Here is a 19,051-nt window from a genome sequence, read left to right as displayed (position 1 = left end):
ACACCGGGCTCAGGGGGGGGACGGCGCAGGTCACCAGTCTCCGGCAGGGTCGGCACTGCGCCTACCGAAAATGTACTCATTTTCCGCACCTGCGTCACCGCCCGACCGCGCCGTCGATCTGCTCGCGCAGGATGTCCGCGTGCCCGGCGTGCCGGGCAGTTTCCTCGATCATGTGGACCAGCACCCAGCGCATCGACGGCGGCGGGGTCTCGCGCAGGGAGCGGGCGCCGGGGCGGTCCAGGTCGGTGCAGGCGAGAGCAACCTCGTTGGCCCGGGCAATCGCCTCGCGATAGGCGTCCGCCAAGTCCGATGCGGTGTCGTCGGCAGTCACCGCCCCCTCATCCTTCTCACGCTCGCCGTCGGCGCCGGCGTAAGCCCAGACGAACCAGTTGAGCTCGACGGCCGTCAGGTGCTTGAGCAGCTGCAGCAGGCTGGTCCCGGAAGGAACGCCGGCCGTACGGACCGCCGGCTCCGGGACGTCGGCCGCCTTCGAGAGGACGGACTCACGCAGGTAGTCCAGGAACGCCAGCAGAGTGGTCTTCTCATCGGCGTTCAGACCCGGGGGCCGAAGGTCGGGGCGGGGCTCCATAGTTGTCATGTCGGAACCGTAGATGCTCGATTCAAACCGTCAATGGTCGTATGCGGTCAGCGAACGCATGACGGGTTGCGCGGCGTGCTGGTCGTGCCAGATGGCAGCGGTCAGTGCGAGAACTCGCTGGAGCACGCGGACGCTCACACCGTTGGAAGTTTGGCACTCGCCTCCAAAGACCTGGTCCTGGCCGTGGGACTCAGGCAGGACTCGGCCACTCAACCGAACTCTCGTGCCTTGTCGCGCAAAATCCACCGCCGGGTCAAGTCCCACGACGGCGTACCGGCAGAGAGGATGAGCCCAGTCGGACTGTACGAGATGCTGGCGGGCCGGGAGTCTGGCTGGGGGCAAGCGGTGACCGGCGCCCCTACCCCCCTGTCGGCGGCGCGCTGGTTCCACGTACGAGGAGGTCCATCGGGATGTACCTGGGCTCGGTGTCGCCGCCGTCGGCCATCAGGGCCTCCAGCATCTCAGTGGCCTGCCGGCCCAGTTCGTGGCGGGCCAGCGAGGCCGTGGTGAGCCTGCGGGAACTGGGCAGATCGTCCAGGGAGATGTCGTCGCAGCCGATCACCGACATGTCCTCGGGGACGCGCAGGCCCGACTCCTCCAGGGCGGTGAGCGCGCCGAGCGCCACGAGGTCGTTGTACGCGACGACCGCGGTGACTCCGGCGGCCCGCACGGCATCGGCGGCGGCGTACCCGTGCTTCGCCGTGTGGCCGCAGGGAATGACGGTGACGTCGAGGCCGAAGGCGGCGGCGGCGTCGAAGGCCCGAATGCGTTCGGCATTGGCCCAGGACGCCTCGGGCCCGCTCAGGTAGGCCACCCGGCGGTGGCCGAGCTGGGTGAGGTGCCCGCAGGCCAGGGTCATCCCGCCGTAGAAGTCGACGGAGACCGAGGGAACGCTCAGGCCGGGGACGATCCGGTTGACCAGCACCACCGGGTGGTCGCGCAGCGGCAGGTCGTCGAGCGCGGCGCGGTCCATGCGTGGCGAGCACAGGAGCACCCCGTCGCAGCATCGCATCAGGTCCTCGGCCAGCTCGTGTTCGCTCGCCGGGTCCTCGTCCGACTCCATTACCATGACCCGCCGCCCGTGCGAACGGGCCACGGCGGACACCGCCTTGAGCAGATCGGGGAAGTAGGGGTTGGAGAGGTCGGGCACGAGCACGCCGACGGCGTCGGTCTCGCCACGAGCCAGGCCTCGCGCGGCGGCGTTGGGCCGGTAGCCGAGTTCGGCGACCGCGCCCTGTACGCGGCGCACCAGGTCGGGGTCGACCCGGGCCGTGCCGTTGAGGACGCGGGAGACGGTGGAGGTCGAGACCCCCGCCGCCGCGCCGACATCGGTGATGGTCACCCGACGCTGGCGCGCGGCGCCTTTGCGGCCCATCGTGCTGCCCGTCGCGTCCGATGCGTTCGAAGTCGTCAACCCTGCTCCCAGATCCCTATGTCTGCCGGCCAACGTAACCTTTCGCTCAGCCTCCCCGCCGTCCGGTACCCGGTTCGAGCAGCAGTCCGCGCAGGTGCGCGACGTCCCGGCGCACCGAGGCGAACGGGTCGTCGGTCCGGTAGTGGACATGCAGAGAAAGCGGTCCCTGGTAGCCGAGTCCGGCGAGGCCGGGCAGCACCGTGGGCCACGGTACGACACCTCCGTCGGCGAGCGGCTGCCATACGCAGTTCCAGGACCCGGGTGACGGGCCCGGCTCCCACACGGCGTTCTTCACGCCCACGCAGCCGACCCGGTCCGGGCCGCCGAGAACATCGACGGTGAGGCGCCAGTCCTCGCTTCCCTCCTTGGCCTGGTTTCCCGGGTCCGGGTGGACGAGGACCCCGTCGAGACCGGCCAGGAGGCGCAGCGCGTGCGCTGCCGAGGGATGCAGTGTGCCGTGGTGCAACGCCAGCACGAGCCGGACTCCGTGGCGCCCTGCGAGCGCGGCGAGTTCCTCGAGGTCGCGCCGGGCCCGGTCCAGGCCGACGGCGTGGCCGACCTCGGCGTCGTAGCGGTAGAAGCCCACGCGTACCAGCGGCACGCCCGCCTCGGCGCAGTGCCCGAGGACGAGGTCAGCAGTGCGGTCCGCGGCGACCAGGTCGGTGCTGACGAGGCCCAGTTCGAGCCCGGCACCGCGCAGCGCGCGGGCGGCGTCACCGATGCGCCAGGACGTGTCCGGGGTCGCGGTCTGCCCCTGTCTGACGAGCAGGTCCGCGCCGTCCGCGCCGGCCTTGGCCAGCTGTTCGGCAAGCTCCTCGGGCGGTAGGGCACCGAACGGCTTGGTGAGGACGAGGACGCGCACGACGTACTCCCTTCAGTAGCGAAACTCTGTGAAAGCGTTCCCTCAAACTAGCTGATGGCTTCGCTTATGACAGCTCGATCACAAGAACTAGCAGGTCAGACCCAGTAATTGGGATACTGGTTGGGTTGCTCGGGAAAAACCTACTGTGAAAACGCTTGCTCACGGTCTCTCCGCCCCCTAACGTCAGCCGCGCTTCAGCCCGACGACGCGAGCCGCTCGGGCCGCCGTCTCAACGAGATCTCAACGAGAGCAGGAGCCGACGATGGAGACAGCACACAGGCGTGGAGGATCCGGGATCGGGAGGCTGGCGATGGCTTCCGTCCTTGTGGTTCCGCTGCTGGCTGCGTGCGGAGGGGGGTCTGGTGGGTCCTCCGGCACCGTGCTCAAGGTCTGGGACTACTCGGCTGAGCAGACGGACTTCCACAAGAAGGCCGCGGAGGAGTTCCATCGGCAGCACCCCGACATCACCGTGCAGTGGCAGTCGATCGCGCAGGACGAGTACAGGCGGACGCTCCCGCTGGCCTTCCAGAGCCGCCAGGGCCCGGACGTCTTCTACTGGAGCGACAACGGCCCGCTGGCGATGTCGCAGCTGCTCGAACAGAAGTGGATACAGCCGCTCAACGGCAGAGCGGCGCTGCCCGCGAACTTCACCAAGCGCTGGCCGGAGGGCTCGTTCGTCGACGGCGTCAACCAGCTCGACGGAAAGACGTACGGCTTCCCGCTGTCCGAGAGCACGTACTGGGGCCCCGGCTACATGTTCCTCAACAAGAAGGTCTTCGGTCAGGCCGGGCTCGACACCGCGAATCCACCCACGACCTGGTCCGAGCTGAAGAGCGCCTGCGCGACTATCAAGGAGAAGACGAAGACGTACTGCATCGCGTCGCCGACCAAGGACGTCGACTTCCAGCGCATCTTCTACGCCCTCGCCGCCGGCGAGTACACCGTCAACGACTGGTTCTTCGACTACAAGAAGGGCACGTTCTCACTGGCCGAACCGCAGGCGCAGAAGGTCTTCGCGTTCATCCAGGAGCTCAAGAAGGACGGCTACCTGGCCCCCGGCAACAACGACAAGAACTTCTCCCGGCAGCAGTTCGCCACCGGCCAGGCCGCAATCATGATGGACGGCACCTGGACCCCGGCGGTCTTCAAGACCCTCGGCCTGGACTCCTCTCAGTACACGGTGGCCGCCCACCCCACCCCCGACGCGGGGACCAAGGGCGCCCTGTGGAGCCAGCCCGACGGCAACAAGTACTGGGTGAGCGCCCAGACGAAGCAGTCGAAGGCAGCCTGGACCTTCCTCAACTGGATGACCGAGCCCGACGGCTACTTCGCCAAGGAGTACCTGAAGGCGGGCTTCGGGACCCTGGCCTTCGCGGACAACGCGAAGTACATCAAGGACCCGGCCATGCGCCGGATCATGCGGATCGCCGACCAGCCCGGCTACCGGGTCAAGCTGCCGCTCCCCGTCACCAAGTGCCCCGACCTGGTGAAGTCCACGGCCTACGTCAAGGCCATCGGAGAGCGGCCCACCTGGGAGTACGAGGCGATGGCCGGCGCGCTCAGCGGCGACAAGTCGCTGAAGCCGGAGGCCGAGCGGATCGTCGCACAACGCCAGAAGAGGCTGGAGGGCCAGCTCAAGAAAGAAGCCGCGCAAGGTCTGAAGGTTTCCCTCGACTGCTTCACGTTCCCGGACTGGTCCTACACAACCGACTACAAGGCGGCCAAGTGAACGCCCTGCAGACGCGGTTGCCGCGCGACACCACCGCATCCCGCCCCGGCAAGACAGCGCGCCGCCCCCGGCCCCCAGCACCACCGGACGGCGACCGTGAACGCGCCAAAGGGCGCGAGCGGCTGTGGGTGGCCGCCTTCCTCGCGCCCTTCCTCCTCCTGTACCTGGGGTTCACCCTCTGGCCGCTGGCCGCCACGATCTACTACTCGTTCTTCGACTGGTCGGGCACCGGCCCCCTCGACGACTACGTCGGCGGCGGCAACTACCAGCGCATTCTGAGCGACCCTCTCTTCTGGCAGGCCGTCGTCAACACGCTGCTGTTCGCCGTCGGCACGACAGTGATCAAGCTGCCGCTGTCCCTCCTCGCCGCGCTGGTCATGACGAGGAAGTGGCTGCGGGCGAAGAAGGCACTGCGGACCGTCTTCTTCGCACCACTGATCATCCCCGTGGCGATGGCTGGGCTGGTCTTCACCTATCTCCTCAACCCGTCGAACGGGGCCCTCAACTCCGCGCTGCACAAGGCCGGTCTGACCGACGGCACGACCGACGTCTTCGCCAACCGGTGGAGCGCACTCCTCGCCCTGGTCCTCATCTCCGTCTGGCAGGTCTTCGGGCAGTACATGATCTACTGGATGGCGGCACTGCAGAACGTGCCGGAGGAGCTGTACGAAGCCGCGGCCCTCGACGGTGCCAGCGAGTGGCAGAAGCTCACGCGGATCACGCTCCCGATGATCCGGCCCGTCGCCGTGGTCATCGTGATGCTGGCGCTGGTCAACGCGATGCACGTGTTCGGCCTCGTCGTCACGCTCACCGGCGGCGGCCCGGGGACCAACACCTACGTGGTCTCGTACTTCATCTACAAGCAGGCCTTCGGATCCATGCCCTTCGCCTACGGCTACGCGTCGGCAGCGGCCCTGCTGTTCTCCGTCATGGCCTTCCTCCTCGTGATGAGCCAGGGCTACTTCGTGCGCCGAGCGCAGAAGACGCGAAAGGAGTACGGAGTCTGATGCCCCGTCGATCACTCTCCCGGCCCACGCGCGCCAATCTCATCGCGCTGCCCCTGCTGATCGTGGTGGGCCTGATCTGGATCTATCCCTTCCTCTGGATCGCCGCCGGCGCGTTCAAGACCCAGTCCGGCCTGTTCACCGGCGGCGCGAGCCTCATCCCCGACCAATTGAACCTCGACAACTTCCAGCGGGCCTGGACAGACGCCGGGTTCTCGAAGTACTTCTTCAACACGGCCCTGTACGCGGTCGTGTCCACCCTGATCGAGCTCTTCAAGTCGGCTCTGTGCGGCTACATCCTGGCCCGCTACGAATTCCCCGGGCGCAAGCTCCTGCACCGGCTGATCATTGCCACGTTGTTCGTTCCGGTGGCCTCCATCGTGATTCCCCAGTTCGTGCTGGTGGACCGGCTCGGCCTGCTGAACACGCGCGCGGGCGTCATCCTCGCCATGTCCGGCGCCGCGGGCGCGCTCTACGTCCTGCTCTTCATCGGCTTCTTCTCGGGCGTCCCGAAGGACCTTTTCGACGCGGCGAAGCTCGACGGCGCGGGATTCCTGCGGACGTTCCGGCTGGTCCTGCCGCTGGCCAAGCCCGTCATCGCGGTGGTCGTCATCTTCCAGTTCATCAGCAACTGGAACGAGTTCAACATCCCCCTGGTCTTCACCCTCGGCCAGCCTGACCTGCAGAACCTGGCCGTCGGAATGCTGTCCTTCAAGGGCGAACACTCCGTGGACTGGACGGGCTTCGCCGCCGGAATGACCTTGTCCGTCATTCCCATGCTGTTGGTCTTCATCTTCTTCCAGAGCTACTTCGTGCGCGGCCTCGCCGGCGCGACCAAGGAGTGACCCCTGTGACAGCCACGCGGCCGGGCGCCGCCGACCTCAGCGGTGCTTTCGCCTACACCTGGGATCTCGTGGGCGACCCCGCCGCGGCCGAACGCATCGCCGCACTCGGCGTGGGCTCCGTCGTCCTGCAGGCCGCGTACCACTCGGCGCGCGCCATGACCCCGTACCACCCCGTCCACCGCACCGTGCACGCCACGCATTCCGCCGTCTACTTCCCGCTCGACCCGGGCGGGTGGCGCGGCACACGGCTGCGGCCGCCCGTACCGGGCTGGGCCGTCGACGTCCCCGACCGGTTCGGCACCGCGGCCACGGCCCTGCGCGGCCAAGGGCTGCGGGTCGAGGCCTGGCTGGTGCTCACGCACGGCACCGTGCTCGGGGAGCAGGCCCCCGGACTGACGGTGCGCAACGCGTTCGACGAGCGCTACGGGTACGCGCTGTGCCCGGCCCAGCCCGAAGTGGCGGCGTACGCAGCACAGTTGGTCGGCGCCTTCTGTGAACGCTACGACACGGCCGAGGTCCCCGCGCTGATGCTGGAGGCCTGCGGCTGGCTGGGCTTCGAGCACGGCAGCCACCACGAGAAGACGGCAGGCGCCGATCTGACCAGGGCGGCCCGCGATCTGCTGTCGGTGTGCCTGTGCACCGCGTGCCGCGAGGGCATCGCGGCCGCCGGAGCGGACCCCGCCGACCTCGCGCACGCCGTACGCCGCACCGTCGACGCGGAACTGCAAGTGGGCGCACGCGCGCCGCACACCCTGCACGAGGCCCTCGGCGAGCAGGCGGCCACCGCGCTCCTGCGCCACCGCAAGGCCGTGATCGAGCAGTTGACGAAGGACGTGGCCGCGGTGGCGCCGGGCCGGGAACTGCTGCTGATGGCCGATGGCGACCCGGGGGCCACCGGACCGGACGCCGGCATCAACCTCGGCCGGTTCAAGGGCCGGGCCGACGCCCTCGTCCTCAAGTGCTGGGACGGCGAACACCGGTCGGTGGCCCGTATCGAGGCGGCCGTCCGGGCCACCGACCGGACCGTCATCGCAAACGTCTCCGTACTGGAGGAGCACCCCGCCCGCGTCGCCGGTCGGGTGGCACGGCTCCTGGACGCGGGCGCACAGCAGATCCGCTACTACCACGCAGGCATGGCCTCACCCGCTCGGCTGCAGGCGCTGCGCCGGGCCGACGCGTACGCGCGGGAAACAGCACGAGCGGCACGGACAACCGAGGGAGCAGCATGACGACCAAGCGACGCACCGGACTGTACGTGATGGACCCGGAACGTTTCGACGACGTCTACGGGTCGGCCGAACGTGCCCTGATCGAACGCCACTTGGCCATCGAGGCGCCCCCTTGCGCCGCGCCCGACCTGACCGCCGGGCTGCTGGCCGACGTCGACGTACTGGTCACCGGATGGGGAGCGCCCCGGCTCGACGCCGCACTCCTCGACAAGGCGCCCCGGCTCGGGCTCGTCCTCTACGCCGCCGGGTCGGTCCGCCCCCTGGTGACCGAGGAGTCCTGGGCACGCGGAGTGAGGGTCACCGCCGCCGGGACCGTGATCGCCGACCGGGTCGCGGACTTCGCGCTCGCCCAGATCCTTTACGCGCTCAAGCACGGCTGGCGCTATGTCCTCACCGCGCGCCGCACCCGGGCGGCGGCCGAGCGCCGCACCGAGCCCGGCACCGCGGGCGCCACCGTCGGGCTCGTCTCCCTGGGCGCCACCGGGCGTGCCACCGCCCGGCTCCTGACCCGGCACGGCGTGTGCCTGCTCGCCCACGACCCGTACATACCCGACTCCGGCATCCGCGCCCTTGGTGCCGAACCGGCTTCCCTGGAGCGGCTGTTCGCTGAGAGCGACGTCGTGAGCCTGCACGCGCCCCTGCTGGAGGAGACCCACGGCATGGTCGACGAACGACGGCTGCGTTCCATGCGTCCCGACGCCACCCTCGTCAACACCGCACGCGGCGGTCTCGTCGACGAACCCGCGCTGGCGACCGTCCTCAGGGAGCGCCCTGACCTGTTCGCCGTGCTCGACGTCACCGACCCCGAGCCCGCCGACCCCGGCTCGCCGCTGTTCGACCTGGACAACGTCGTGGTCACCCCGCATCTCGCCGGCAGCCTCGGCCCGGAGCGGCGGCTCCTCGGCCGGGCCATGGCCGACGACCTCGAACGGTACGTCGCCGGTCGCCCCCTGCGCCACGAGATGGCCGCCACGGCAATGGAGCACGCGGCATGACGGCAACCGCCTTCACCCTCGTCATGGTGCCACCGCTGTCGCCGGAGACCCGCGCCTGGCCCGACCGGCTCGGCAAGTCCGTTCCGGGGATCACGGTGCTGTGCCCCGAGGACCCCGCCGCGGTGCACGCCGCGCTGGCCCGCGCCGACGCCGCGTACGGCACGCTCACCCCTGAACTCCTGGGCGCCGCCCGCCGGTTGCGTTGGCTGCAGGCCGCTCAGGCGGGCCCTCCGCCCGGCTTCTACCACGCGGACCTGGTACGACACCCGGCCCAGGTCACGAACATGCGGGACACCTACACCGACCATGTCGCCGCCCACACGCTGGCGCTGGTGCTGGCCCTCGCCCGGCAACTGCCCCGCTACGTACGGGAGCAGGCCGCCGGAAACTGGGCCCCGGACTGGTCGGACGGCGCGGTCGTGCCGCTGGCGGAGGCGCGTGCGCTCGTCGTCGGCACGGGCGCGGTCGGCGCGGAGGTGGGGCGGCTGCTCGCCGCGTTCGGCACACATGTGGAGGGCGTCGACCCCCGTGTCACCGAGGCACCCGGCTTTGCCGGAGTGCTGCCGCCCTCTCACCTCGACCGGGCGCTCGGCCGGGCGGACGTCGTGATCCTGACGGTGCCGCACACCCCGAGTACAGAAGGCCTGATGGACGCCGACCGCCTGGCGGCCATGAAGCAGGGGGCCTGCCTGGTCAACGTCGGCCGCGGCCCCACGGTCCGCCTCGACGACCTGGTCGCGGCACTGGATTCGGGCCGTCTGCGAGGTGCCGCCCTCGACGTACTGGAGCGGGAGCCGCTGCCGCCGGAGCATCCGCTGTGGCGCCACCCGGCGGCGCTGATCACCCCGCATGTTGCGGGAGCCGGGCCGCACGCCGCGGAACGCAGGTTCGAGGTGCTCGCGCAGAACGCCCGGAGGTTCGCCGACGGGCGGCCGTTGATCAACGTAGTGGACAAGTCGCAATGGTTCTGAGCCCACCTGCCGACGCCCGGCCCGCCACGACCGTCGAACGCATCGAGATCTTCAAGGTCGCGCTGCCGACGCTGCGGGAGTTCACCGTCGCGGGCGGTGGCGTCACCACCCCGGGGCGGCCCGCGATCCGCGTCCTCGTCAAGGTCACCGCGTCGGACGGAGCCACGGGATGGGGGGAGGCGACACCCATCCCCTCCTGGACGTACGAGACCACCGAGTCCATCGTCTCGACCCTGACCCACTACCTCGCGCCTGCCACCACCGGGCTGCCGCTGTGGGACCTCGACGGTCTCGTCCGGGCGTGCGACCGGGCCATTCGGCGCGGCTGGTCCACGGGGATGCCGCTGGCCCGCGCCGCCCTTGACGTCGCGTGGCACGATGCGCTGGCCCGCTCGCGCGGCGTGAGCCTGGGTGAGCTGTGGGGCAGACGGCGGCACGACACGGTCGAACTCTGCTGGATCGTCACGGGAGTCGCCCCGGCCGCCGTCGCCGATTCCCTGGCCGAGGGCCGCGCGGCCGGATACCGCCACTTCAAGCTGAAGGCGGGGCTCGAACCCGGGCAGGACGTCACGGCGGACGTCGCCCGCGTGGCGGCGGTCCGCGAAGCCGTGCCCGACGCGACGCTGATCGTCGACGCCAACCAGGCCGGCACCCAGGAATCCGCGCTGCGCCTCGCCCAGCACCTCGCACCGCTCGACATCGCGGCGCTCGAACAACCGCTGCCCGCCAACGACATCGACGGACTGCGGCGGCTGCGGGACCTCAGCCCGGTGCCGATCGCCGTGGACGAGAGCCTGCGGCACCCCACCGACCTCGCCTCTTTCGTGCGCCTCGGGGCCATCGGCATCGCTGTGGCGAAGGTGCAGCGCTGCGCGGGCCTCACCCTGGCGCTGCGCCAGTGCCAACTGGCCGAGGACTGCGGGATCGCGCTCATGGGCTCCGGTCTCACGGAGTCCGACATCGGCCTCGCCGCGTCCCTGCACCTGTTCGCGGCCCACGACCTCATCGCACCCGCCGACCTCAACGGACGGCAGTTCCTCAGCAGTCCCTACGCGACCGGGCCCGCGATCCGGGTGCGTGAGGGAGTGGCCGAGGTCCCGACGGGGCCCGGCCTCGGTATCGGCATCGACGAAGGGATCGTACGAGAACTCACCTGTTGAGCCGTGCCCGCTGAAGGGTGCGGGCGCACACCCCCAAGGGTCTGTCATGGCCCTGACATAAGGAGTCGCACATGAACAGTCAGGCACCTGCTCGCAGGTCACACCGCAGCGCTCTCCCCTGGCTCGCCGCATCGGTACTCGCCGCGGGCCTCCTCATCTCGGCGCAGCACGCGTCGGCCGCCCCGACGGGCGCCGCCGCCTGCCCGGCCCCGGCGTCGGCCATCGGGCTGAGCAAGGCCTGGAAGCTCCAGCTGCCCCTGCCGAACAGCTCCGGGTCCCCGCTGGAGGTCAAGCAGCCCGCCCTGGCGACGTACGACAAGGCCCCCTGGTTCACGACGACTTCGGGCTGCGACGCGATCAAGTTCAGGGCCGCGGTCAACGGCGCCACCACCAGCAACACCGGCTACCCGCGGTCCGAGCTGCGCGAGATGACCGCGAACGGGTCGGGGAACGCCGGCTGGTCGTCCACGGACGGCACCCACACCATGGTGGTCGACGAGGCCGTCACACATCTGCCCGCGGGCAAGCCGCACGTCATGGCGGGCCAGATACACGACGCGACGAGCGACGTCACGTCGTTCCGCCTCGAAGGCAGCAGCCTGTACGTCACCTCGTACAACACGCCGCACTACAAGCTGGTGACGTCCAATTACCAGCTGGGCGACCGCTTCCAGGGGAAGTTCGTCGTCCACGACGGGAAGGTGGACGTCTACTACAAGGGCACGCTCCAGGCCACCATCGCGGCCGACTTCAGCAGCGGATACTTCAAGGCCGGCGCCTACACGCAGGCGAACTGCGACAACTCCGCGCCCTGCAACACCTCGAACTACGGTGAGGTCTCCCTGTACGACGTCACCGTGACGCACTCCTGAGACAGCGGGCCCCCGGGTGTCCGCCCGGGGGCGCACCCTCCCGCTCAGGTCGAGCAGTCCTGCGTCTGGACGCCACGGCCGCCTCCTCTCTCACCCTCGCCGCGGAATGAACAACAGCAGCGCGGGCGCGGTCCTGATCACCACGACCCTGCCCGACAGGCCGCACCTGATGCCGCCGGTCCTCGCGTACGGGGTGTTACACAAGACGGCCGCGAACAGGGTCGTACGGATGACTCGCCCTCAGCACCCGCCCGGAGCGCCCTTCCCCACCTCGTCCTGAGGATCTGCATCGCCCCGGCGACCGTCCGACTCGCTTCGGGCGTCCGCCCCGGGTCCTGCTGCGGCCCCTACCGGGAGCAGCAGCGTGAACACGGTCGGCGCGCGGCAGGCCAGGGAGAGCCGCCCTCCGAGGGAGACAGCGAGGTCGCGGGCGAGCGCGAGGCCGATGCCCGTGCCCGCCCCGCCTTCGGTGTGTCCGCGCTCGAACAGGCGCGCGGAGTCGCCGTCGGACGTCCCCTCGTCGGCGACGTCGAGGGCGAGGGCGTCGTGGAGGTCGCGGACCGTGACGCGCACCGTGCCGTGTCCGTGGACGCGGGCGTTGTCGAGCAGCACGCCGAGGATCTCGGTGACGACTCCGCCCGGGACGCGTACGCCGTCCGGCGCCTCGCCCGTATCGCACTCCAGGCGTCTGCCGTCACGCGCGAACAGGCCGTGCCACCGCTCCTCGGTCTCCCGCAGCAGCCCCGCGACCGGCCGGTCCGGCGCGGCCGGCTGGGGAAGCCCGGCGGAGCCGGACAGCCGAAGGACCTCCTCCACGGTGTGGTGCAGCCTGCGGGTGGCGTCCAGGGCCTCTGCCAGGACGGGACGGGTGTCGTCCTGCGCGAGTCCGGCCTCCAGGGTGAGCTGGAGGCCGGTCAGCGGGGTGCGCAGCTGGTGGGAGGCATTGGCGGTGAAGTCCCTTTCATGGCGCAGGAGTTCGGCCAGGCTGTCCAGCATCTCATTGTGAGTGCGGGCGACCTGGTCGATCTCGGCGATGGTGCTGTGGGCGGCCCGCGCGGTCAGGTCGCCGCCGGTGACGGCCCGGCAATGCCGTGAGAGGCCCTCCAGGGGCGCGGCGAGTGCCCGCGCCTGCCGGCGGGCCACAAGGACGGCCACGGCCAGCGCCAGCAGGGCCACACCGAGCAGGATCGCCCAGCCGACCAGGACGCGGCCGCGCACGTCCTGGACGGTGGAGGAGACGCGGACGACGCCGATGACCCGCTCATCGAGCGAGACGGGGACGGCGGCGACGAGTTCACCGCCCGCTGTCGCCCGGGTCACCGTGCCAGCCAGGGCCCGGCGGGCGGTGTCGTCACCGGTCCGGGGGCCGTTGCCCGCGCGCAACCGCAACCGCGGGTCATACAGGCCCAAGCGCCCGCCGTCCGGAGGCGGCGGCAGCTCCACCGGGTCTCCGTTCGCGTAGTCCGGACTCACGCGAACGGCGCCGGCCAGGGCCGCCCTCTCCAGGGCGTCCCGCTGGTCCGCGTACAGGGAGGACCTGATGGCGAGGGCCAGGGGAACGGCGAGGAGGACCAGGGCGACCAAGGCGGCGGTGAGGGCCACCCGCACCACACGCTGTCTCATGCCCCCATGATGCGCTCCGCCGACCTATCCGCAGGGGACCCGCCGCACGCTTTTGCCGTCGTCTAACCCTCGCCGTGCGAAGCCCTAACCGGCCCCCGCCTAGCGTCGGTGCCATGGCCGTCCGGTTGGCGCACAGCCCCCCGGTCGGCAGATCGTCTCCCGCGCGCTTTCCACGCGCTTCCAGGCGTTTTCCAGGAGGGCAGTAATGATGGCACGCGTACACGTTTTCGGCGTTGCCGGGCTCGTGCTTGCCGCGGCGGTGACCGCCGGGTGTTCCGGGGCCACCTCCAGCACGGGCTCCAGCTCACGTTCCGGTGCTGCTTCCACCACCGCTTCCCCTCATGGCTCGGGCAGCGGTCCGGCGCCCACCGAGACCAATCCGCCCGGTGACATCCCCGACAACCAGGCGTTCGTCACCTACCGGCCTACCGGCGGCGCGTTCACGGGATTCACGGTGAAGGTGCCCGAGGGCTGGGCCCGAACCAGCCAGGGAAGCGCCACCGTCTTCACCGACAAACTCAACCGCGTCCAGATATCCGCCACCGCCACCTCGAGCGCGCCCACCGTCGGCTCGGTCACCCACCAGATAGTGCCTCAACTGCGCGGACAGGTAGCGAAGTTCGCCGGTCCGAAGGTGTCCACGGTAACCCGGAAGGCGGGTAGCGCCGTGCTGCTGACCTACCAGGGCGACTCCGCCGCGAATCCGGTCACCGGCAAGGTCGTGCGCGACGCGATCGCGCGGTACGCCTTCTACCGGCAGGGCCACGAGGTGGACCTCGTCCTGTCCGGCCAGGTGAACGCCGACAACGTGGATCCCTGGCGCATCGTCAGTGACTCCTTCACCTGGAAGTAAGGGGTGAACACCATGCCGGTCCTGCCGTCCGACGAGGCCCTCACCGCCCGAGAGCTGTACCGCTTCTTCCGAGCCGGCGAGGAGGAGACGCTCGCGCTGCGCGGGGTGTCCCTGCGGGTGCGGCACGGGGAGACGGTCGCCGTGATCGGGCCGTCCGGGGCGGGCAAGTCCACCCTGCTGTCCTGTCTGGCCGGGCTCGACGAGCCCTCGGGCGGTGAGGTGCGCGTCGACGGCGTACGCATCAGCCACCGGCCGGAGACTGAACGGGCCCGGCTGCGCGCCCGCCACATCGGCGTCCTCCTGCAAGCCCGCAACCTCATCGCTCACCTCAGCGTGCGCGACAACGTCCGCCTGGCGCACAGCGCCGTGCGCGGCCGGCCCTCCGCTTCCGTAGGAAGTCTGCTGGCCGAGGTGGGACTCGCGGGGCGGACGCACGCGCTGCCCCGGCAGTTGTCCGGCGGCGAGCTGGCGCGCGCCGGGCTGGCCGTCGCGCTGGCCAACTCCCCGGCTGTCCTGCTGGCGGACGAACCGACCGGCGAACTCGACGGCGGGACGGAGCACCTGATCCTGCGAATGTTGCGCGACCGTGCCGCCCGGGGCTGTGCGGTGCTGATCGTCACGCACAGCGCCGAAGCCGTCCGGATCGCCGACCGTGTGATCGCTCTGGACGACGGCAGGGCCCACGAGACGTCCACGTTCCACACCGGCACGCAACAGCAGGAGGCCCACGATGGCACCCCGTGATCACGCGATGCCGGTCGACGAGCCCATGACGTCTGCGGACGAGTCGCTCGTCGACTGCCGGGACGCTGCCCTGACCTTCGGCCGGGGCGCGACCGCCGTGGTGGCGGTGCACGGGGCGAACCTGCGGGTCCGGCCCGCGGACCGGCTCGCCATCGTCGGCCCTTCCGGGTCGGGCAAGTCGTCCCTGCTGCATCTGCTGGCCGGACTCGAACAGCCCACCAGCGGCAGCGTCACCTGGCCCGCCCTGGACGGCCCGGGCGGCATCGGGATCGTCTTCCAGGGCGACAGCCTGATCCCCGCCCTCGACGTGGTCGAGAACACCGCGCTGCCGCTGGTCCTGGCCGGAGTGCCGGCCGCCGAGGCACAGCGGTCGGCCGCCGAGGCCCTCGCCTTGGTGGACGCCGCCGACCTGGCCCAGCGGCTGCCTGAGGAGATCTCAGGCGGGCAGGCACAGCGGGTCGCCGCCGCCCGCGTCCTGGCCCAGGCCCCCCGGCTGATCCTCGCCGACGAACCGACCGGCCGGCTCGACCACGCCACCGGCGGGCACGTCCTGGACGCCCTGCTGACCGCGGCCGACCGGACAGGTGCGGCCCTCGTCGTCACCACCCACGACCCGGCCGTCGCCGCGCTGCTCACCACCCGACTGGCCATGCGCGACGGCCGGCTGCTCACCGTGGCCGAACCACAGGAGACGTCATGAACACCGCATGGGCCCGCGGCCTCGCCCGCTACCGCACCGGACGGCTCCTTGCCGCCCTGGCCGGCATCGCCCTGGCCGTCGCCCTCGTCGCCGCACTCGGTTCGTTCCTCACCGCGTCCAAGGCGACCATGACGCAGCGCGCCGTGCACTCCGTCGCCGTGGACTGGCAGGTCGAGGTGCAGCCCGGCGCCGACCCGCAGGCGGTGCTGCCCCTGGTGCGCAAGGCCCCCGGCATCCACGACGCCGTCCCGGTCGGCTTCGCCCGCAGCTCCGCGTTCACGGCCCAGGTCCAGGGCAGCACGCAGACCACCGGCCCCGGCATGGTGCTCGGCCTCCCCGACGGCTACCAAAAGCTGTTCCCCGGCGAGATCCGCCCTCTCACCGGTGGTACCAGCGGCGTACTGCTGGCCCAGCAGGCCGCCTCCAACCTGCATGTCGCCCCCGGCGACACCGTCGACATCCGGCTCCCCGGAACGGCTGTACGCCAGGTCCGCGTGGCCGGCGTCGTCGACCTCCCGCAGGCGGACTCGCTGTTCCAGAAGGCCGGCGCCCCAGCCCAGTCACAGCCCACCGCGCCGCCCGACAACGTCATCCTGCTCCCCTCCGCCGACTTCGCCTCGCTGACCGCCCATGCGCCCGCCGCAGGCGTCACCACGCAAATACATGCCGTACGCGACGCCAAGCTGCCCTCCGACCCGGCCTCCGCCTTCAACACCGTGACCCGCGCCGCCCACAACCTGGAGGCCCGCGCCTCGGGCGCGGCGATCGTCGGGAACAACCTGGGCGCCGCCCTCGACTCCGCCCGCCAGGACGCCCTCTACGCACAGATCCTCTTCCTCTTCCTCGGTGTTCCCGGCGCACTACTGGCCGCCGCACTGACCGCAGCGGTCGCCGCAGCCGGTGGTGAACGGCGCCGTCAGGAGCAGGCGTTGCTGCGGCTGCGCGGACTGCGGCCCGGCCGCATCGCGGCGCTGTCCGGCCTGGAAGCCGCGCTGGTGGGGGCCGGCGGCGGCGTCGCCGGACTCGGCATCGCCGCGCTGACGGGCCGACTCGCCTTCGGATCGGCCTCGTTCGGGACGAGCGCGGGCTCCTGGCTCCTCTGGTACGCCCTTGCCTTCGTGCTCGGTGCCGCCGTGGCCGCGGGCGCCGTGCTCGTCCCCGCGCTGCGCGACCTGCGCGGCGTGACGGTCGCCGACACACGCAGGGCCGAGGCCCGTACGGGCTCGGTGTGGTGGATGCGCTACGGCGTGGACTTCGCCCTGCTGATCGGCTCCTGGCTCGTCTTCCGCGCCTCGTCCGGCAACCAGTACGCGCTCGTCCTCGCCCCGGAGGGCGTGCCCAGCATCTCCGTGTCGTACTGGGCCTTCCTGGGCCCGGCCCTGCTGTGGGCAGGCGCCGCGCTGCTGCTGTGGCGGCTCACCCTCCTCGCGCTCACCCACGGCCGAGCCGTGCTGGCCCGGCTCTCGCGCCCGCTCGCCAAGAACCTGGCAGGGACGACGGCCGCGGTTCTCTCCCGGCGCAGGCGGCCGCTGGCCCGCTCGGTGGTACTGCTGGCGCTCGCGGTGTCCTTCGCGATCTCCACGGCCACCTTCAACGCGACGTACAAGCAGCAGGCCGAAGTCGACGCGCGGCTCACCAACGGCGCCGACGTCACCGTCACCGAACCGCCCGGAGCACAGACGCCACCCAGCGCGGCCGCCTCCCTCAAGGTCTCCGGCGTACGTCATGTCGAGCCGCTCCAGCACCGGTTCGCCTACGTCGGCTCCGACCTCCAGGACCTCTACGGCGTACGCCCTGACACGGTCGCCTCGGCCACCTCCCTTCAGGACGCCTACTTCTCCGGAGGCAGCGCGGGCACCCTCATGCGCAAGCTCGCGAAGCAGCCCGACGCACTGCTGGTCAGCGCGGAGACCGTCACCGACTTCCAGCTCTCTCCCGGTGACAGGGTCAACCTGCGCATCCAGGACGCTCGCACGAAGGCGCTGCGCACGGTGCCCTTCCACTACGTGGGCGTCGCCAAGGAGTTCCCGACCGCGCCGAAGGACAGCTTCTTCGTCGCCAACTCCTCCTACGTGGCCCGGGCCACCGGCAGTGACGCGGTCGGCTCGTTCCTGGTGGACACCGGCGGCGCCCACCAGAAGCAGATCGCCGCGCGCCTGCGGGCGCAGCTCGGCACCAGTGCCACTGTCACCGACCTCACGCAGACCCGCGGCACCGTCGGCACCAGCCTGACCTCCATCGACCTGGCGGGCCTCACCCGTATCGAGCTGGCCTTCGCGGTGCTCCTGGCCGCCGGAGCCGGTGGCCTTGTCCTCGCGCTCGGCCTCGCCGAACGCCGCCGCACGTTCGCCATCGCCACCGTGCTCGGCGCGACACGACGGCAGTTGCGCGGGATGGTCCTGACCGAGGCGATCCTGCTGACCGCGGGCGGCCTGGCCGGTGGCACGCTCATCGGCTGGGCCCTCTCCGAGATGCTCGTCAAGGTTCTGACGGGCGTATTCGACCCGCCGCCCGCCGCCCTCGCCGTCCCGGGCGCCTATCTGGCTCTCACCGTGTTCGCCGCGACCGCGGCCGTACTGGCCGCCGCGCTGAACGGAGTGCGACGCGCCGCTCGACCCGCCGTCGAGGAACTCCGGGATCTGTGAACGCCCCGCCCGGCTCTACGCTGCCCAGCATGCGAACGCCCGCCACACCGGACCGCAGCCGCTATAGCGTCCTCGTCGTCGAGGACGACGACACCATCGGCCGCCATCTCGAAACGGGGCTGCGCAGCAACGGATACACCCCGACGTGGAGCCGGACCGGCGCTGCCGCCTTCACCGAGTCCGCGCAGACCCTGTACGACGTGCTGCTCCTGGACCTCGGCCTGCCCGACATGGACGGCCTCGACATCGCCCGCACTCTGCGAGCCCGCTGCCCCGACCTGCTGATCATCATCCTCACCGCCCGTACGGACGACATCGACGTCATCGCCGGACTCGATGCCGGAGCCGACGACTACCTCGTCAAACCCTTCAGCCTGACGGTTCTGCTGGCCCGGCTCCGCGCCCACCTGCGCCGCCGTACGATCGCCTCCCCGGCACAGGAGCCGATCTCGCTCGGCGACCTGATCGTCGACGTCACCGCGCGCCGGTGCATCCTCCACGACCGAGAAGTCCCGCTCAGGCCCAAGGAGTTCGAGCTGCTCGCCATGCTCGCCCGGCACATGGGAGAGGCAGTGTCCCGCGAGGTGCTGATGGCCGAGGTCTGGGACGAGAACTGGTTCGGCTCCACCAAGACCCTCGACGTCACGATGGCCGCCTTGCGCCGCCGCCTCTCCGACGCGGCCGGTGCGTCCCCGCTCCCCGCGGCGCTACCGCGAATCTCCACCCTGCGCGGACACGGCTACCGCCTTGAGCCCCACGCCGCGCCTCCCGCCTGAGTCCAGCAGCGGCGGTCTGGCCATCGCCCGG

Annotated in this window: 17 protein-coding genes and 1 pseudogene; 14 read left to right on the top strand and 4 right to left on the bottom strand. The window is 70.9% G+C overall.

Annotation, left to right across the window (positions count from 1 at the left end; all coding sequences use genetic code 11):
- Positions 1–94 precede the first annotated feature (94 nt).
- From ACFVXC_RS18100 to ACFVXC_RS18090, 3 genes are all read right to left on the bottom strand, one after another.
- Complete coding sequence (locus ACFVXC_RS18100) at positions 95–589, bottom strand: DinB family protein (protein WP_389906476.1); 495 nt, start codon at positions 587–589, stop codon at positions 95–97.
- Positions 590–956: 367 nt separating this feature from the next.
- Positions 957–2,012 (bottom strand): LacI family DNA-binding transcriptional regulator, encoded by a 1,056-nt coding sequence (locus tag ACFVXC_RS18095; protein ID WP_389906401.1) that lies wholly within the window; start codon positions 2,010–2,012, stop codon positions 957–959.
- A gap of 46 nt (positions 2,013–2,058) precedes the next feature.
- The gene (locus ACFVXC_RS18090; RefSeq protein ID WP_389906400.1) at positions 2,059–2,874 is read right to left on the bottom strand and encodes a sugar phosphate isomerase/epimerase family protein; all 816 of its coding nucleotides are present in this window, start codon (positions 2,872–2,874) and stop codon (positions 2,059–2,061) included.
- 310 nt (positions 2,875–3,184) lie between these two features.
- Here ACFVXC_RS18090 and ACFVXC_RS18085 point away from each other — a divergent pair, with 310 nt between their 5' ends.
- The 9 genes and pseudogenes from ACFVXC_RS18085 to ACFVXC_RS18045 all read left to right on the top strand — a co-directional run.
- Entirely contained in the window at positions 3,185–4,603 is a 1,419-nt protein-coding gene (locus ACFVXC_RS18085) for an ABC transporter substrate-binding protein (RefSeq protein ID WP_389906399.1), read from the top strand.
- A complete protein-coding gene (locus ACFVXC_RS18080) occupies positions 4,600–5,610 on the top strand; it encodes a carbohydrate ABC transporter permease (RefSeq protein ID WP_389906398.1) in 1,011 nt (336 codons plus the stop codon). Before ACFVXC_RS18085 ends, ACFVXC_RS18080 begins: the two co-directional genes overlap by 4 nt.
- Positions 5,610–6,452 (top strand): carbohydrate ABC transporter permease, encoded by an 843-nt coding sequence (locus ACFVXC_RS18075; protein ID WP_389906397.1) that lies wholly within the window; start codon positions 5,610–5,612, stop codon positions 6,450–6,452. The genes ACFVXC_RS18080 and ACFVXC_RS18075 overlap by 1 nt, the downstream gene beginning before the upstream one ends.
- Before the next feature lie 5 nt (positions 6,453–6,457).
- Positions 6,458–7,681 carry a hypothetical protein gene (locus ACFVXC_RS18070; RefSeq protein WP_389906396.1) on the top strand — a complete coding sequence of 408 codons (1,224 nt, stop codon included), beginning with the start codon at positions 6,458–6,460 and terminating at the stop codon, positions 7,679–7,681.
- Positions 7,678–8,676 carry a hydroxyacid dehydrogenase gene (locus ACFVXC_RS18065; RefSeq protein ID WP_389906395.1) on the top strand — a complete coding sequence of 333 codons (999 nt, stop codon included), beginning with the start codon at positions 7,678–7,680 and terminating at the stop codon, positions 8,674–8,676. The genes ACFVXC_RS18070 and ACFVXC_RS18065 overlap by 4 nt, the downstream gene beginning before the upstream one ends.
- Entirely contained in the window at positions 8,673–9,647 is a 975-nt protein-coding gene (locus ACFVXC_RS18060) for a D-2-hydroxyacid dehydrogenase (protein WP_389906394.1), read from the top strand. The genes ACFVXC_RS18065 and ACFVXC_RS18060 overlap by 4 nt, the downstream gene beginning before the upstream one ends.
- Entirely contained in the window at positions 9,638–10,807 is a 1,170-nt protein-coding gene (locus ACFVXC_RS18055) for a mandelate racemase/muconate lactonizing enzyme family protein (RefSeq protein ID WP_389906393.1), read from the top strand. Before ACFVXC_RS18060 ends, ACFVXC_RS18055 begins: the two co-directional genes overlap by 10 nt.
- A 71-nt stretch (positions 10,808–10,878) precedes the next feature.
- Positions 10,879–11,679: a polysaccharide lyase family 7 protein gene (locus ACFVXC_RS18050; RefSeq protein WP_389906392.1), complete on the top strand. Its 801-nt coding sequence runs from the start codon at positions 10,879–10,881 to the stop codon at positions 11,677–11,679.
- Between the two features lie 56 nt (positions 11,680–11,735).
- A pseudogene (locus ACFVXC_RS18045) lies at positions 11,736–11,959 on the top strand (sodium-dependent transporter); the annotation flags it as partial.
- Here ACFVXC_RS18045 and ACFVXC_RS18040 read toward each other — a convergent pair.
- Positions 11,920–13,302 (bottom strand): histidine kinase dimerization/phospho-acceptor domain-containing protein, encoded by a 1,383-nt coding sequence (locus ACFVXC_RS18040; protein ID WP_389906391.1) that lies wholly within the window; start codon positions 13,300–13,302, stop codon positions 11,920–11,922. The pseudogene ACFVXC_RS18045 and the gene ACFVXC_RS18040 sit on opposite strands and share 40 nt — an antisense overlap.
- Before the next feature lie 205 nt (positions 13,303–13,507).
- Here ACFVXC_RS18040 and ACFVXC_RS18035 point away from each other — a divergent pair, with 205 nt between their 5' ends.
- The 5 genes from ACFVXC_RS18035 to ACFVXC_RS18015 are packed head-to-tail and all read left to right on the top strand — an operon-like array spanning position 13,508 to position 19,020.
- Positions 13,508–14,155: a hypothetical protein gene (locus ACFVXC_RS18035; protein ID WP_389906390.1), complete on the top strand. Its 648-nt coding sequence runs from the start codon at positions 13,508–13,510 to the stop codon at positions 14,153–14,155.
- Between the two features lie 12 nt (positions 14,156–14,167).
- Entirely contained in the window at positions 14,168–14,899 is a 732-nt protein-coding gene (locus tag ACFVXC_RS18030; protein WP_389906475.1) for an ABC transporter ATP-binding protein, read from the top strand.
- Entirely contained in the window at positions 14,886–15,599 is a 714-nt protein-coding gene (locus ACFVXC_RS18025) for an ABC transporter ATP-binding protein (RefSeq protein WP_389906389.1), read from the top strand. The genes ACFVXC_RS18030 and ACFVXC_RS18025 overlap by 14 nt, the downstream gene beginning before the upstream one ends.
- Entirely contained in the window at positions 15,596–18,244 is a 2,649-nt protein-coding gene (locus tag ACFVXC_RS18020; RefSeq protein WP_389906388.1) for an FtsX-like permease family protein, read from the top strand. Before ACFVXC_RS18025 ends, ACFVXC_RS18020 begins: the two co-directional genes overlap by 4 nt.
- A gap of 29 nt (positions 18,245–18,273) precedes the next feature.
- Positions 18,274–19,020: a response regulator transcription factor gene (locus tag ACFVXC_RS18015; RefSeq protein WP_389906387.1), complete on the top strand. Its 747-nt coding sequence runs from the start codon at positions 18,274–18,276 to the stop codon at positions 19,018–19,020.
- Positions 19,021–19,051 lie beyond the last annotated feature (31 nt).

This window comes from Streptomyces sp. NPDC058257, from assembly GCF_042881845.1.
Lineage (GTDB): Bacteria > Actinomycetota > Actinomycetes > Streptomycetales > Streptomycetaceae > Streptomyces.
This window is presented reverse-complemented; position numbering and strand designations above follow the sequence as displayed.

What these genes read in the sequence shown, in the direction of transcription:
- ACFVXC_RS18100 (WP_389906476.1), bottom strand. Translation starts at nt 589, where the DNA reads ATGGAGCCCCGCCCCGACCTTCGGCCCCCGGGTCTGAACGCCGATGAG.
- ACFVXC_RS18085 (WP_389906399.1), top strand. Translation starts at nt 3,185, where the DNA reads ATGGCTTCCGTCCTTGTGGTTCCGCTGCTGGCTGCGTGCGGAGGGGGG.
- ACFVXC_RS18075 (WP_389906397.1), top strand. Translation starts at nt 5,610, where the DNA reads ATGCCCCGTCGATCACTCTCCCGGCCCACGCGCGCCAATCTCATCGCG.
- ACFVXC_RS18065 (WP_389906395.1), top strand. Translation starts at nt 7,678, where the DNA reads ATGACGACCAAGCGACGCACCGGACTGTACGTGATGGACCCGGAACGT.
- ACFVXC_RS18060 (WP_389906394.1), top strand. Translation starts at nt 8,673, where the DNA reads ATGACGGCAACCGCCTTCACCCTCGTCATGGTGCCACCGCTGTCGCCG.
- ACFVXC_RS18055 (WP_389906393.1), top strand. Translation starts at nt 9,638, where the DNA reads ATGGTTCTGAGCCCACCTGCCGACGCCCGGCCCGCCACGACCGTCGAA.
- ACFVXC_RS18050 (WP_389906392.1), top strand. Translation starts at nt 10,879, where the DNA reads ATGAACAGTCAGGCACCTGCTCGCAGGTCACACCGCAGCGCTCTCCCC.
- ACFVXC_RS18040 (WP_389906391.1), bottom strand. Translation starts at nt 13,302, where the DNA reads ATGAGACAGCGTGTGGTGCGGGTGGCCCTCACCGCCGCCTTGGTCGCC.
- ACFVXC_RS18035 (WP_389906390.1), top strand. Translation starts at nt 13,508, where the DNA reads ATGATGGCACGCGTACACGTTTTCGGCGTTGCCGGGCTCGTGCTTGCC.
- ACFVXC_RS18030 (WP_389906475.1), top strand. Translation starts at nt 14,168, where the DNA reads ATGCCGGTCCTGCCGTCCGACGAGGCCCTCACCGCCCGAGAGCTGTAC.
- ACFVXC_RS18025 (WP_389906389.1), top strand. Translation starts at nt 14,886, where the DNA reads ATGGCACCCCGTGATCACGCGATGCCGGTCGACGAGCCCATGACGTCT.
- ACFVXC_RS18020 (WP_389906388.1), top strand. Translation starts at nt 15,596, where the DNA reads ATGAACACCGCATGGGCCCGCGGCCTCGCCCGCTACCGCACCGGACGG.
- ACFVXC_RS18015 (WP_389906387.1), top strand. Translation starts at nt 18,274, where the DNA reads ATGCGAACGCCCGCCACACCGGACCGCAGCCGCTATAGCGTCCTCGTC.